This window comes from Burkholderiales bacterium (assembly GCA_023511995.1).
Taxonomy (GTDB): domain Bacteria; phylum Pseudomonadota; class Gammaproteobacteria; order Burkholderiales; family Thiobacteraceae; genus Thiobacter.
Genome location: JAIMAL010000002.1, coordinates 46,195 through 59,397 on the forward strand (window position 1 = coordinate 46,195; position 13,203 = coordinate 59,397).

The 13,203-nt window shown below is 65.6% G+C and carries 15 protein-coding genes; 9 read left to right on the plus strand and 6 right to left on the minus strand.

The features are described from left to right. Positions 1–45 precede the first annotated feature (45 nt). Positions 46–1,062 (minus strand): CDP-6-deoxy-delta-3,4-glucoseen reductase, encoded by a 1,017-nt coding sequence (locus tag K6T56_01705; protein MCL6555056.1) that lies wholly within the window; start codon positions 1,060–1,062, stop codon positions 46–48. On the opposite strand from K6T56_01705, the gene K6T56_01710 reads away from it, so the two are divergent. Then, a complete protein-coding gene (locus K6T56_01710; GenBank protein ID MCL6555057.1) occupies positions 1,061–1,996 on the plus strand; it encodes an SDR family oxidoreductase in 936 nt (311 codons plus the stop codon). The genes K6T56_01705 and K6T56_01710 overlap by 2 nt on opposite strands. Here the strand turns inward: K6T56_01710 and K6T56_01715 are convergent. After that, positions 1,965–2,330, minus strand: coding sequence for an FxsA family protein (locus K6T56_01715; protein MCL6555058.1), 366 nt, complete (start codon positions 2,328–2,330; stop codon positions 1,965–1,967). The genes K6T56_01710 and K6T56_01715 overlap by 32 nt on opposite strands. A gap of 12 nt (positions 2,331–2,342) precedes the next feature. On the opposite strand from K6T56_01715, the gene K6T56_01720 reads away from it, so the two are divergent. From K6T56_01720 to K6T56_01755, 8 genes are all read left to right on the plus strand, one after another. Then, a complete protein-coding gene (locus K6T56_01720; GenBank protein MCL6555059.1) occupies positions 2,343–2,657 on the plus strand; it encodes a divalent-cation tolerance protein CutA in 315 nt (104 codons plus the stop codon). 41 nt (positions 2,658–2,698) lie between these two features. After that, on the plus strand, positions 2,699–4,981 hold the full coding sequence (gene dsbD / locus K6T56_01725; protein ID MCL6555060.1) for a protein-disulfide reductase DsbD: 2,283 nt from the start codon (positions 2,699–2,701) through the stop codon (positions 4,979–4,981). Then, positions 4,978–5,511 (plus strand): TlpA family protein disulfide reductase, encoded by a 534-nt coding sequence (locus K6T56_01730; protein ID MCL6555061.1) that lies wholly within the window; start codon positions 4,978–4,980, stop codon positions 5,509–5,511. The genes dsbD and K6T56_01730 overlap by 4 nt, the downstream gene beginning before the upstream one ends. Positions 5,512–5,581: 70 nt before the next feature. Then, complete coding sequence (gene aroQ, locus K6T56_01735; GenBank protein MCL6555062.1) at positions 5,582–6,082, plus strand: type II 3-dehydroquinate dehydratase; 501 nt, start codon at positions 5,582–5,584, stop codon at positions 6,080–6,082. Positions 6,083–6,094: 12 nt separating this feature from the next. Continuing rightward, positions 6,095–6,544 (plus strand): acetyl-CoA carboxylase biotin carboxyl carrier protein, encoded by a 450-nt coding sequence (gene accB / locus K6T56_01740; protein MCL6555063.1) that lies wholly within the window; start codon positions 6,095–6,097, stop codon positions 6,542–6,544. An 84-nt stretch (positions 6,545–6,628) separates the two neighbouring features. Further along, the gene (accC, locus tag K6T56_01745; protein MCL6555064.1) at positions 6,629–7,978 is read left to right on the plus strand and encodes an acetyl-CoA carboxylase biotin carboxylase subunit; all 1,350 of its coding nucleotides are present in this window, start codon (positions 6,629–6,631) and stop codon (positions 7,976–7,978) included. A gap of 7 nt (positions 7,979–7,985) precedes the next feature. Beyond that, positions 7,986–8,882 (plus strand): 50S ribosomal protein L11 methyltransferase, encoded by an 897-nt coding sequence (gene prmA / locus K6T56_01750; GenBank protein ID MCL6555065.1) that lies wholly within the window; start codon positions 7,986–7,988, stop codon positions 8,880–8,882. Further along, entirely contained in the window at positions 8,879–9,832 is a 954-nt protein-coding gene (locus K6T56_01755) for a DUF3426 domain-containing protein (GenBank protein ID MCL6555066.1), read from the plus strand. The genes prmA and K6T56_01755 overlap by 4 nt, the downstream gene beginning before the upstream one ends. A 33-nt stretch (positions 9,833–9,865) precedes the next feature. Here the strand turns inward: K6T56_01755 and K6T56_01760 are convergent, their stop codons facing one another. From K6T56_01760 to tatA, 4 genes are read right to left on the minus strand one after another with little or no spacing between them, the layout of a single operon-like run. Beyond that, on the minus strand, positions 9,866–11,638 hold the full coding sequence (locus K6T56_01760; protein MCL6555067.1) for a DUF255 domain-containing protein: 1,773 nt from the start codon (positions 11,636–11,638) through the stop codon (positions 9,866–9,868). 39 nt (positions 11,639–11,677) lie between these two features. After that, on the minus strand, positions 11,678–12,484 hold the full coding sequence (gene tatC, locus K6T56_01765) for a twin-arginine translocase subunit TatC (GenBank protein ID MCL6555068.1): 807 nt from the start codon (positions 12,482–12,484) through the stop codon (positions 11,678–11,680). Further along, positions 12,481–12,933, minus strand: coding sequence for a Sec-independent protein translocase protein TatB (gene tatB, locus K6T56_01770; protein MCL6555069.1), 453 nt, complete (start codon positions 12,931–12,933; stop codon positions 12,481–12,483). Before tatB ends, tatC begins: the two co-directional genes overlap by 4 nt. 29 nt (positions 12,934–12,962) lie before the next feature. Further along, positions 12,963–13,187 carry a Sec-independent protein translocase subunit TatA gene (gene tatA / locus K6T56_01775; GenBank protein ID MCL6555070.1) on the minus strand — a complete coding sequence of 75 codons (225 nt, stop codon included), beginning with the start codon at positions 13,185–13,187 and terminating at the stop codon, positions 12,963–12,965. Between the last annotated feature and the right edge of the window lie 16 nt (positions 13,188–13,203).

Below are 13,203 nucleotides of genomic sequence, written 5' to 3' on the forward strand. Positions count from 1 at the left end.
CGCAAAAGCCTCACCCCATTCCTGATCTCTGATCCCTATCACCCCCTACTTGTCCTTCGCCGGCGTGAAGGCGTCGGAGAAGAACGCCTCTTCCGGCAGGCCGGCTTTCACCAGCAGCCGGTGCGCGTCATTCACCATGGCAGGGGAACCGCAGGCATAGACTTCGAAGCCCGCGATGTCCGGATGATCGGCGAGGGCGCAATCCTGCACATGGCCGGTGCGGCCGGTCCACTGGTCTTCCGGCGCGGGCTGGGAGAGCACGGGCACGAAGCGGAAATTGGCGTGGCTTTGCTCCCACTGGCGGGGCAGTTCCAGCATGTAGAGGTCCTGCCGGTGACGGCCGCCCCAATAGAGGGTGATGGGCCGCGTGATGCCCACGTGGAAGGCGTGTTCCAGCATGCTTTTGATGGGGGCGAAGCCGGTACCCGTGGCCAGCATGATGATGGGCTTGTCGCTGTCCTCCCGCAGGAAGAAGGTGCCCAGCGGTCCCTCGAAACGGAGAATGGTTTTCTCCTGCATGGAGGTGAAGACGTACTCGGTGAAGGCCCCGCCGGGCACGTGGCGCACGTGGAGCTGCAGCAGGGCGTCGTCGTGGGGGGCGTTGGCCAGGGAGAAACTGCGCCGCTTGCCGTCCTTGAGGAGGATGTCGATGTACTGGCCGGCGAGGAACTGCAGACGTTCGCTGGCGGGCAGTTTGAGATAGAGCACGGCCACATCCGGGGAGGGCTTCTCGATGCGCTGCACCCGGCAGGGAATGGTCTTCACCTGGATGTCCCCGGCGACGGCCACCTCTCTGGATTCAATAACCAGGTCGGACAGGGGCCGGGCGCAGCAGAAGAGGGCAAAGCCGGCGGCCTTCTCCTCGTCGGTGAGCGCCGTGCTCTGGTAATCGCCATAATCCACGCGGCCGGAGAGGACTTTGCCCTTGCAGGAACCGCATGCCCCGTTGCGGCACCCATAGGGCAGGGTGAAGCCGTGACGCAGGGCCGATTCGAGGATGGTTTCCCCCTCCCCCGCCTCGAAGCTGTGACCGCTGGGTTGAATGGTGATATGAAACGGCATGGCGATTCCTTATAATCCGGAGCCCTTTTGCTCCGGGTCGAAAGTGAGACGGTTGCTGATCATCGGCTGCGGCGACGTGGGCCTGCGCGCAGCGAAGCGGCTTTTGCCGGCGTTTCGCCTCTACGCGCTGACGCGCAGTGCGGCGCGGGCCGCCACCCTGCGCGCCCTGGGCATCACACCCATCGTCGGTGACCTGGATCACCCGGCAACCCTTGCGCGGCTCGCAGGGCTGGCCCATTGCGTGCTGCATTTCGCGCCGCCGCAAAACGAGGGCGAGGAGGACAGGCGCACGCGTCACCTGCTGGCTGCTCTGGGCAGGGGCGAGATGTTACCACAGCGCCTCGTCTATATCAGCACCACCGGCGTGTATGGGAATTGCGCCGGCGAGTGGGTGACGGAAACCCATCCGGCGCGCCCCGCCACCCCCCGCGCCCGGCGCCGGCTTTCCGCGGAAAACCAGTTGCGCGCCTGGGGCCGGCGTCAGAAGGTGACGGTGAGCATTCTGCGCGTGCCCGGCATCTATGCCCAGGACCGCTTGCCCTTAAAGCGTCTAGAGGCGGGGCTGCCCACCCTGGTGCCGGAGGAGGACAGCTACACCAATCACATCCATGCTGAGGATCTGGCCCGCATTGCGGTTGCCGCCCTCTTCCGCGGCCGCCCCGGCCGCCTCTACAACGCGGTGGACGACTCGCGGATCAAGATGGGTGACTGGTTCGATCTTCTGGCGGAGCGCCACGCCCTGCCCAAGCCCCGGCGAGTGACGCGGGCGGAGGCACAAACGGCGCTGCCGGCCAATCTCCTCTCCTTCCTCAATGAATCGCGCCGGGTCTCCAACCGGCGCATGAAAAAGGAGCTGCGCATCACCCTGCTCTATCCCGACGTGGAGGCCGGCACCCGCCCCATCATTCCTCCCGCCGCCACTGTCCCTCGATGATGCCTCCGGCCGGCGGCCTGCCACGCGGGTAGAAAAGCAAGGCGAAGGCGAGGACATCGGAGAGGAGACCGGGGAAGATGAGCAAAAGCCCCGCCAGCATCAGCCGGCCGGAGACGAACAGCCCTTCCAGGGGGTCGCGCCCCTCGATGACCGCGGCCGCGATGCGTCCCAGCACCGCCAGACGCTCTTCGCGGATGAGGAAAAGCCCGAGAAAAAAGGCGAAAAGCAGCCAGAGCAAAAGCCACCAGCCCAGATGGTGGGCGGCTATGACGAGGCCCACCGCTTCGATCACGGGAAAAGCCAGTAAAATGAGCGGGATGAGAAAATAACGCATGGAGGCCCGGGGATGGAGACGATGCTGGTGATTTCGAACCTGCCCGATGGGGAAAGTGCCGAAGCCCTGGCGCAGGCGGCGGTGGAAGCGCGTCTGGCCGCCTGTGTGAACGTGATGGCGCCGTGCACCTCAGTCTATCGGTGGGCCGGCAAACTGGAAAGGGCCAGCGAAGTGCCGGTTCTTTTCAAGACCACCCGGGCGCGCTATGGGGAACTCGAGGCCCTGATCCGCGCCCGGCATCCCTACGAACTTCCGGAAATCGTGGCAGTCCCAATCGAAACGGGTCTTGCCGCTTATCTCCAATGGCTGGCGGCGGAAACGGCGTAGGCCGCCCAACCCCCTCAACGACAAAAGCAACAGGATTAGCCATGCGACACTTGCCCGCCCTTGCGTTTTTCGTAAGCCTCCTTCTCCTTTGGCCGCTTGCCCACGCCGCCGAGGAAGGGGAGCTTTTGGAGCCGGAAAAAGCCTTTGCCTTTTCCGCCCGCGCCCTGGATCCCTCCACCCTGGAAATCCGCTACCAAGTGGCGGACGGCTATTACCTCTACCGGGACAAGTTCCGCTTCGAGGTCGAGCCCAAGAGCATCGGCGTTGGCACGCCGCAGCTCCCCCCAGGCAAGGTGAAACAGGACGAATTCTTCGGTCGGGTGGAAACTTACCGGGGCAATCTCACCTTCAAGCTGCCCCTCACCCGTTCGGCTGCCGGCCAGACCCTCACCCTCAAGGCCACCTCCCAGGGCTGCGCCGACGTGGGGGTGTGCTATCCGCCCCTCACCCAGAGCGTCACCCTCACCCTGCCCGCGGCGCGATCCGGCGGTGGCCTTGCGGCCCTGCAAAGCCTGGGCCGGGAGCTCGGCGGGGAATCCGATCTCCTCCCCCCCGAGCAGGCGTTCCAGGTTTCGGCGGCGGTGCGGGACGGGAAAACCGTTCTCGTCACCTTCCAGCCGGCGGCGGGCTATTACCTCTATCGCGACAAGCTGAAATTCCGCGTCGTGGAAGGGTCGGCCACCCTGGCCCGGGTCCTCCTCCCCAAGGGCGAGGTGAAGGAAGATCCCAACTTCGGCAGCACCGAGGTCTACCACAACCGGGTGGTGGCGGAACTCAGCTTCGAGCGCAAGGATACGGCCGGCCAAACCCTCGTCCTGGAGGTGGGCTGGCAGGGTTGCAGTGAAAAGGGGGTCTGCTACCTGCCCGCCAGCCGTCGCTTCACCCTCACCCTGCCGGCACTGGCGGAAGGGGGCAAGGCCCCCGCGTCAGGTGCAGCCGCCACCGCCGCGCCCCCTGCTATCGAGGAAGCCGCGCCGGCGAAGGCGGAAGCAGCAAGCCCCACCCCGGCGGCCCCTGCCGCCACTCCGGGGGCCGAAGACGAAACCTCGGTGATTGCCAGGATGCTGGAAAAAGGCGGCTTCTGGCTCATCGTCGTAAGCTTCTTCGGCTTTGGCCTGCTGCTCTCCCTCACCCCCTGTGTCTTCCCCATGATTCCCATCCTGTCGGGCATCATCGTCGGCCAGGGCAAAGAAATCACCAAGATGCAGGGCTTCATCCTTTCCGCCGCCTATGTACTGGGCATGGCCGTCACCTATGCGGCGGCGGGTGTGGTGGCGGGCCTGTCCGGCGCCCTCATCTCCTCCGCTTTGCAAAACCCGTGGGTGCTGGGCACCTTCGCCTTGATTTTCGTGCTGCTTGCCCTCTCCATGTTCGGCTTCTACGAGCTGCAGATGCCAAGCTTCATCCAAAGCCGTTTCACCGAGCGGGCGAACCGCATGAAGGGCGGTAATCTCGCCGGTGTCTTCGTCATGGGGGTGTTGTCGGCGGTGGTGGTGGGCCCCTGTGTGGCCGCGCCCCTGGCCGGCGCCCTCCTCTACATCGGCCAGACGCGGGATGTGTGGCTCGGCGGCTCCGCCCTCTTCGCCATGGCCCTGGGCATGGGGGTGCCCCTGCTTCTGGTGGGGGTGGCCGGCGGCGCCCTGCTGCCCCGGGCCGGGGCGTGGATGAATGCGGTGAAGGCGTTCTTCGGCGTCATGCTGCTGGGGGTGGCCATCTGGCTCATCTCCCCCGTCATCCCGCCGGTGGCGCACATGCTTCTGTGGGCGGCGCTCCTCATCGTCTCCGCAATCTACCTGCACGCCATCGATCCCCTGCCCCCCAATGCCAGCGGCTTCCGCAAGTTCTGGAAGGGGGTGGGTGTCATCGCCCTCCTCGTCGGGGCGGCCCTCCTCATCGGCGCGCTGTCCGGCAGCCGCGACATCCTGCAGCCCCTGGCGGGGCTGCGGCCCGCGGCGGCCACGCCCGCGGCCACCGGCCTGCAATTCGAGAAGGTGCCCGCTGCCCAGTTCGATGCGCGCCTCGCCGCCGCGCGGGGCACGCCGGTCATGGTGGACTTCTACGCCGACTGGTGTGTGTCGTGCAAGGAGATGGAACGCTTCACCTTCTCCGACCCCCGCGTCGTCGAACGCCTGAAAGGCGTTACCCTGCTCAAGATCGACGTGACCGCCAACACCGACGCGGACAAGGCGGCGCTCAAGCGCTTCCGGCTGTTCGGCCCGCCGGGCATCATCTTCCTCGACACCCAGGGCATCGAGCGTTACCGGGTGGTGGGCTACCAGCCGCCGGAAAAATTCCTGGCCAGCATTGACGCCGCCTTCAAGTGAAGATGGCTATCTCGGGAGGGAGGTTGTGGATCCTCGCCGCGGCCGCAGCGGCGCTCGCCCTCGGGCTTTGGGCAGGCGTGCGCCATTGGGAGACTGGCCCCGTCGCGGCGGTGAGTGCCGAACGCCTCTTCGGGGTGGAGTTCCCGGATCTTGCGGGCACGCCCCAGCGCCTTTCCCGCTGGCGGGGACAAGTGCTCCTCATCAACTTCTGGGCCACCTGGTGCCCCCCCTGCCGCGCCGAGATGCCGGAGTTCGTCCGCCTCCAGGCGCGCTACGGGGACCGGGGCTTCACCCTGGTGGGCATTGCCCTGGATGAGGCAGAGGCGGTGCGTGCCTTTGCGGCCGAGCTCGGCGTCAACTATCCGCTGCTTCTGGGCGGGGCTGCGGGCTCCGCCCTGGCCCGGGAGCTGGGCAGCCGTGGCGCGCTGCCCTTCAGTGTGCTCGTGGATCGAGAGGGGCGGGTGGTCGTGAGGCATCTTGGCACCTTGAGTGAGGCGGAAGCGGCAGAGCTCATCACGCCCCTGCTCTGAGCCACCCTCCTTCCGTCATCTTCGGCGAAGATATAGACAAATTCCCCACAAATGGGGCAAACTTGCGGCCATGAAAAAGCAAGCCCCCGCCGCAACCGCGGCCGCTCCGGGGCCAGGACGCGCAGCGCAGGCCAAGAAGAAGAAAAAAATCCTGGTTCTCCATGGGCCGAATCTCAATCTCCTGGGCAGCCGCGAACCGGAACACTATGGCCGCGACACCCTGGAGGAGATCGATGCACGGCTCATGCGGCAGGCGCAGGCCGCCGGCGCAAGCCTTTCCACCTTTCAAAGCAACGGGGAAGCCGCGCTCATCGAGCGCATCCACGCCGCACGGGGCGAAGGGGTGGATTTCATCCTCATCAACCCCGCCGCCTTCACCCACACCAGCATCGCCCTGCGGGATGCCCTGATTGCGGTGGGCATTCCCTTCATCGAAGTGCATTTGTCCAACGTGTTCGCGCGGGAGCCCTTCCGCCATCACTCCTACCTTTCCGACCGGGCGGTGGGAGTCATCAGCGGCTTGGGGGCGCTGGGCTATGAACTGGCGCTACAGTACGCGCTCAAGGCTTGAGGAACCCTTTTCATGGATTTGCGCAAACTGAAGAAGCTCATCGATCTGGTGCAGGAATCCGGCATCGCCGAGCTGGAAATCACGGAGGGGGAGGAAAAGGTGCGCATCACCCGCACGCAGGCTGCCCCCAGCATGGCCTATGCGCCGCCGCCCGCCCCGCAGGTGGTGAATGTCCCGCCTCCCCCCGAGCCCGCCCCGCCTGCTCCCCAGGAGCCGGCGTTGCCCGAAGGACACGTGGTGAAATCGCCCATGGTGGGGACCTTCTACCGCGCTCCCTCGCCGGGTGCCAAACCCTTCGTGGAGGTGGGCCAGACGGTGAATGCCGGCGATACCCTGTGCATCATCGAGGCGATGAAACTCCTCAACGAAATCGAAGCCGACCGCGGCGGGGTGATCAAGGCCATCCTCGTGGAAAACGGCCAGCCCGTCGAGTACGGCGAACCGCTGTTCATCATTGGCTGAAGTCCTCGCCCCACTCGCGCCAAAGGCGGGGGCCGAAAGTCAGTCTTCCACGGCCGCCTGCCGGGGGAGGGAAAAAGGTTTCTCATGTTCGAAAAAATCCTCATTGCCAACCGTGGTGAAATCGCCCTGCGCGTGTTGCGCGCCTGCCGGGAAATGGGCATCAAGACCGTGGCCGTCCATTCCGAGGCCGATTCCGAGGCGAAATACGTGAAACTCGCCGACGAGTCGGTGTGCATCGGCCCGGCGCCCTCCCATCTTAGCTATCTCAACGTGCCCGCCATCATCGCCGCCGCGGAGGTCACCGACGCGGAAGCGATCCACCCGGGCTATGGCTTTCTTTCGGAGAACGCCGATTTCGCCGAGCGGGTGGAGTCCAGCGGCTTCACCTTCATCGGTCCGCGCCCGGAAACCATCCGCCTGATGGGCGACAAAGTGAACGCCAAGCGCGCCATGATGGAAGCGGGTGTGCCCTGTGTGCCCGGCTCCGACGGCGCCCTGCCGGAAGACCCGGAAGAAATCCTGCGCATCGCCCGGGAGGTGGGTTATCCGGTGATCATCAAGGCGGCGGGGGGCGGCGGCGGGCGCGGCATGCGCGTGGTGCACACGGAGGCCCATCTGCTCAACGCGGTGAACATGACACGCAACGAGGCGCAGTCCGCCTTCGGCAACCCGGAGGTGTATCTGGAGCGTTTCCTGGAAAATCCCCGTCACATCGAAATCCAGGTGCTTGCCGACCAGTATGGCAATGCCATTCACCTGGGGGAGCGGGATTGCTCCATGCAGCGGCGCCATCAGAAGATCATCGAGGAGGCGCCCGCCCCCGGCCTCGATCCGAAGCTACGGGACAAAATCGCCGAGCGCTGCGCCGCCGCCTGCCGCCGTATCGGCTACCGCGGCGCGGGAACCTTCGAATTCCTCTACGAGAACGGCGAATTCTTCTTCATCGAGATGAACACCCGGGTGCAGGTGGAACACCCTGTGACCGAAATGATCACCGGCGTGGACATCATCCAGGAACAGATCCGCATCGCCGCGGGGGAGAAACTGCGCTACCGGCAACGGGACATCCGCTTCCGCGGCCATGCCATCGAATGCCGCATCAACGCCGAAGACCCCTACACCTTCGTGCCCTCACCGGGGCGCATCACCCAATACCACCAGCCGGGTGGCCCGGGTATCCGCGTCGATTCCCACGTCTATCAGAACTACTATGTGCCGCCCCATTACGATTCCATGATCGGCAAGCTCATCGCCTATGGCGATACGCGACAGCAGGCCATCGCGCGCATGCGCATCGCCCTCACGGAAATGGTGGTGGAAGGGGTGAAGACCAACATCCCGTTGCACATGGATCTCATGCAGGATGCCGCCTTCCTCGCCGGTGGCGCCAGCATCCACTATCTCACCCAGAAACTGGAAGCCCTGAAAAAGTGAGCGGGCCATGAGCTGGCTGCTGCTGCGCATCCCAGCGAGCGCCGCCGAAGCGGAACGCCTGGCCGACGCTCTCCTCAAGCAGGGTGCCCTCTCTTCCGCCATCGAGGATGCCAACGCCGGCACGGAGCGGGAAGAAGCCGTCTTCGGCGAGCCGGGTGCAGCAAACTCGCCCGCCCTCTGGACCGACAGCCTCGTCACCGCGCTCTTTCCCGCCGCAACGGAAATCGCCACGGTGGTCCAAGAGGCGGCGCGGCAGGCGCAACTGGCGCGGCTGCCTTCCTATGGGGTGGAGGAAGTGCCGGATCAGGACTGGGTGCGGACCACCCAGTCCCAGTTCGAACCCATCCCCATTTCGCCGCGGCTGTGGATCGTGCCTTCCTGGCATACGCCGCCTGATCCCGGCGCCATCAACATCCAGGTGGACCCGGGGCTTGCCTTCGGCACCGGCAGCCACCCCACCACCCGCCTGTGCCTGCGCTGGCTGGATGATGAGCTTGAAGCGGGTGAGTCGGTGCTGGATTATGGCTGTGGCTCTGGCATCCTTGCCATCGCCGCGAAGAAACTTGGCGCGGGGGAAGTCATGGGCGTGGACATCGACCCGCAGGCCGTGGCGGCAGCGCGGGAAAACGCCGCCCGCAATGGAGTGGCCATTGCCTTCGCTTTGCCCGGTCAACTGCCTGCGGCACAATACGATGTCGTGCTGGCCAACATCCTCGCCAATCCCCTGAAGGTGCTCGCTCCCGCCCTCGCCGCGCGCGTGAAGGCGGGCGGCCGCATCGTGCTCTCCGGGCTGCTCGCGGAACAGGTGGAAGCGCTCTCGCGCCTCTACAACCAGTGGTTCACCCTGGCGCCGCCCGTCTTCGACGAAGGCTGGGCAAGGCTTGTGGGAGTCAGACGGCCATGAGTGGCATGCACACCACCTGTCCTTCCTGCCAGACGGTATTCCGCATCAGCGTCGAGCAGCTTCAGGTGCGGGATGGCAAGGTGCGTTGCGGCAAGTGCGCCTTCGTCTTCAATGCCTATGACACCCTGGTCACGCCCATCGAGACGGTGAGCCTCATCGCCCCACCGGAGGAGGCAGACCTCGAGGAGGAAGCGGAGCACATCACCCTTAAGCCGGCGCCCCCCAGCATGGCCGAGCCCATCACCGGCTCCTTCCCCCTGCCCACGGACGAACAAATCCAGCGGGAGACGGAGGAGATCAACCGCAGCATCGCCGAATCGGAGCAGCTCGAAAACCAGCGACCCCCGCGACGCCGGGGGGAAGGCAAAGGCGAGCGCCCCCGGCTCGAGATCACGCCGGAGCTTAAGGAAAAACTGCACAACCTCCAGGTGGAACTCTCCAGCCAGGAGCGCCGGGCGCGGCTCAAACGTCTGGCCTGGGCGGCGGGGAGTCTCCTGCTCATCGCTTTGCTCGCCGCACAAGTTGCCTATTTCCGCCGCGATTGGCTGGCGGCCCATTACCCCGCAAGCCGGCCGGCGCTGGAAGCCTTCTGCCGCCTGCTGGGCTGCCGCATCGAGCCGCTCGCCGAGGTGGAGCGCATCCGCCTGGAAGCTTCAGAACTCACCAACGATCCCGAACGGCCTGGCGGCGTGGTGCTGGCCGCCAGTCTGCGCAACCTCGCCCCCTGGCCCCAGCGCTATCCCCATCTGGAACTCACCCTCACCGACAGCAGCGGCCGCCCTGTGGCGCGCAGACACTTTGCGCCGCGGGATTACCTGGCGAAAGAAAGCCGCCTCGAAGAGGGCTTCCCGGCCAACGGCGAGCTTGCCATCCGGCTGCCCCTGGAACTGGTGGGCATCGATGCGGTGGGTTACAGACTGCTGGTCTATTACCCCAAAGATTCCGGCTGAGCGCGGCCCGGCTCCCGCGGCCGTCGCCACCTCTCACTGGAGGGCACCCATGGTGGCCACCTGCGTGGCATACCAGAACACGCCCTGGTCCAGGATCTCGTAACCCACGTTGAGGCCTTGCAGGGCGCGGGTGCGCAGGGCTTTGCCCCCCAGCTGCCAACTCGTTCGGATGAGCACCGCGGAAGGGGAAGGCGTGGGGCCGTCGGCCACGATGCGCTGGTAATAGGGCCGCGCAAGCAAAGGCGCAACGGTCAGGGTCCAGCCCTGCGGGCCATGGAATTTCTCCCACGCCTCTTCCACCAGCCGCCGCGCCCGTTCGCGGTCGCCCAGGTCCTCAAGGGCGGCGAAGGCGAGCAACCCCTCCGCCACATAGGCGTAGTCCTCGAGCTCCGCCGGGCCCAGAGGCTTGCCGGCGGCCACCCCCTTGATGAGGCCCTCGGGGGTGATGAAACGGTCCACGACAAAATCCCGCAGCGCCCGCGCCGCGGGCCGGAAACGGGGTAGCTCCCGGGCGGCCTGGGATAGCGCCGTCAGGGCAAGCCCATTGAGGCTTGCCAGAAGTTTTTCATCCCGCGGAAGTCTACGCGCAAGCCGCGCCTCCTTGAGGCGCTGGTGGATGGCGGCAAGCCGCACCGCCTCCTCACGGCTGGGAGCGACCCGCAGCAGGGGAAGGTATCCTCCCTCCAACAGGGGAGGCTCATCGAGCCCCCAGAAGCGGCGGAGCATGGCGAAATCCTCGGCACCCAAAAGCTTTTCCAGCTCCTCCCGCTGCCAGAGGTAGACGCCCCCCTCCCGTCCCGCTTCGTCCACCGCAGAGGTGCTGGTGATGAAGGCCCCCGAGGGATCGCGCAGCCACGCCAGCATGAAATCCAGGGTCTCTTCCGCCACCGCCCGGTATTGCGGCCGACCCAGCACCTGCGCCGCGGTGAGGTACAGCCGCGCAAGCTGCGCATTGTCGTAGAGCATTTTCTCGAAGTGGGGGATGTGCCAGTCGGGGTCCACGGTGTAACGGAAAAAGCCGCCCGCTAGGTGATCCCGCAGGCCCAGCCGCGCCATTTCGTCCAGGGTCAGGCGGAGGAAGTCAGACAGTCGCGCATCCGGTTCCCGTTGCAGCCTTTCCAGGAGGGCGGCCAGTTGCGGCGCATGGGGGAATTTGTTGGCGGTACCGAAGCCGCCGCGGAACACATCCGCCTGCGCCAGGGCCTCCTCGACAAGGCGCTTGCCATAGAGGGCGCCGATGCGGGGCGCAAACTGCGCTTCCACCTTCAGCGGCGGCGGGGCGGGCAGCGCGGCTTCGCGGGCCATCCGGGCAAGCTGCGGCCCCTCCTGCTCCCAGCGGACGCTCAGACGCTTGAGCACCTGCAGGAATTCCTCCGGCGGCGCGTAAAGCAGGGCAAGCAGGGGATAGCCTTCCGGCGTGATGAAGACATTGAGGGGCCAGCCGGACTGTCCCCGGGTGGCTTCGGCAAAGGCCTGCAGTTCCGCATCCAAAGCCGGATGGATTTCCCGATCCACCTTGACCGGGATGAAATGGGCGTTGAGGAAGGCGGCGATTTCGGGATTGCGGTAGCTCTCCCGCTGCATGACATGGCACCAGTGGCAGGAGAAATAACCCACCGAGACGAAGAGCAGTTTGTTCTCCCGCCGCGCCCGTTCCACCGCTTGCGCGTTCCAGTCCTGCCAGGCGGTGGGGTCACTCCCATGCAAGGCCAGATAGGGGGAAGGATGGTGGCGAAGCTGGTTGACCAGGGGTTCGGCGGCCGTGCCCCCGGAAATGAGGAAAAGCAGCAGGAGAAAAAGGCGCATGGGGCTGCCCCTGGTTGGGAAGACTATAGGTGTGCGACCTCAGCCTTCCCGCTTTTGTTCCGCCTCGATGCGGTCCAGTTCCGCATCCAGCTCCGATTCGGAAAGGGGCCGGTAGGGCTCCTCCTCCGGAGCGGGGCGCGCCAGCAGGTGGGCCACGAGAATACCCAGCTCGTAGAGCAGCCACAGGGGCACCGCCAGCATGAACTGGGAGATGACATCCGGCGGGGTGAAGATGGCCCCCACCACGAAAGCGCCCACCACCACGTAGGGACGGGCCTCCCGCAGTTTCTCCACACTGACGAGACCGATTTTCACCAAAAGCACCACCGCCACCGGCACCTCGAAGGTGATGCCGAAAGCGATGAAAAGGGTGATGACGAAATCCAGGTACTTGCCGATATCCGTCATCACCGCCACCCCCTCGGGGGCGACCTTGGTGATGAAGCCGAACACCACGGGGAAGACCAGGAAATAGGCAAACGCCATGCCGACGAAGAAAAGGAGGGTGCTGGTCACCAAAAGCGGCAGCGCGAAGCGCTTCTCGTGGGCATAGAGTCCCGGCGCCACGAAAGCCCAGATCTGGTAGAGGATATAAGGCAGCGCCACGAGAAAGGCCGCCATCGCCGTCACCTTCATGGGGACGAAGAAGGGGGTGGTGACCTCAGTGGCGATCATCTGCCCGCCCTTGGGCAGGCTGGCGAGAAGGGGCTTGGCAAGCAGCGTGTAAAGGGTGTTGGCGCCGGGGTAGAAAAAAAGGACGAGGAAGATCACCAGCACCGCCAGCACCATGCGCAACAGCCGGTCGCGCAGTTCCAGCAGGTGGGCGATGAAACTCTGTTCGGTCATGACCGGGCCGCGGGGGGCGGAACCTCGCCGTCACGAGATGGCAGCGGCAGCTCCAGCTGGGGACTGGGCCCGGGCGGGGAAGCATTCTCCCCTTCCGCCGGCACCGTTCGTGAAACCTCCACCGGCTTCGGCTCCTCGACGAATTCCAGACTGCCCACCTCTTCGGGCACGGCCTTCAAGAGGGCGCCCGTCTCCCCCATTTCCTGCCGGATGCTCTGCTCCACCCCGGTCAGGGTCTCCTTGGCCTCCTTGAGGCTGGTTTGCAGCTTCATGATTTCCTCGTTGTGCATCTCCCGCCGGATTTCCGCCTTGACCTCCGAGACATAGCGCTGGAAGCGGCCGAAAAGATGCCCGGCAGTGCGGGCCACCTTGGGCAGGCGTTCCGGCCCGAGCACGATCAGGGCCACCACGCCGATGACGAGGAGCTCGGAAAAGCCAACGTCGAACATGACCGATGGGGGGTCAGGGAACGCAGGTCCTACGCGCCCTGGCTTTTATCCTTCACCTCACCCTCAACGGTCTGCCCCGCGGGCTTGGCTTCCACCTGTTTCGGGGCCTCGGCGGCGCCTTCCTTCATGGCATCCCGAAAGCCCTTCACCGCGCCGCCCAGATCCGCCCCCAGGTTGCGCAGTTTCTTCGTGCCGAACACCAGAAGGACGATGGCCAGGACGATGAGCCAGTGCCAGATGCTGAAAGAACCCATTTGTCGCTCCTCACTC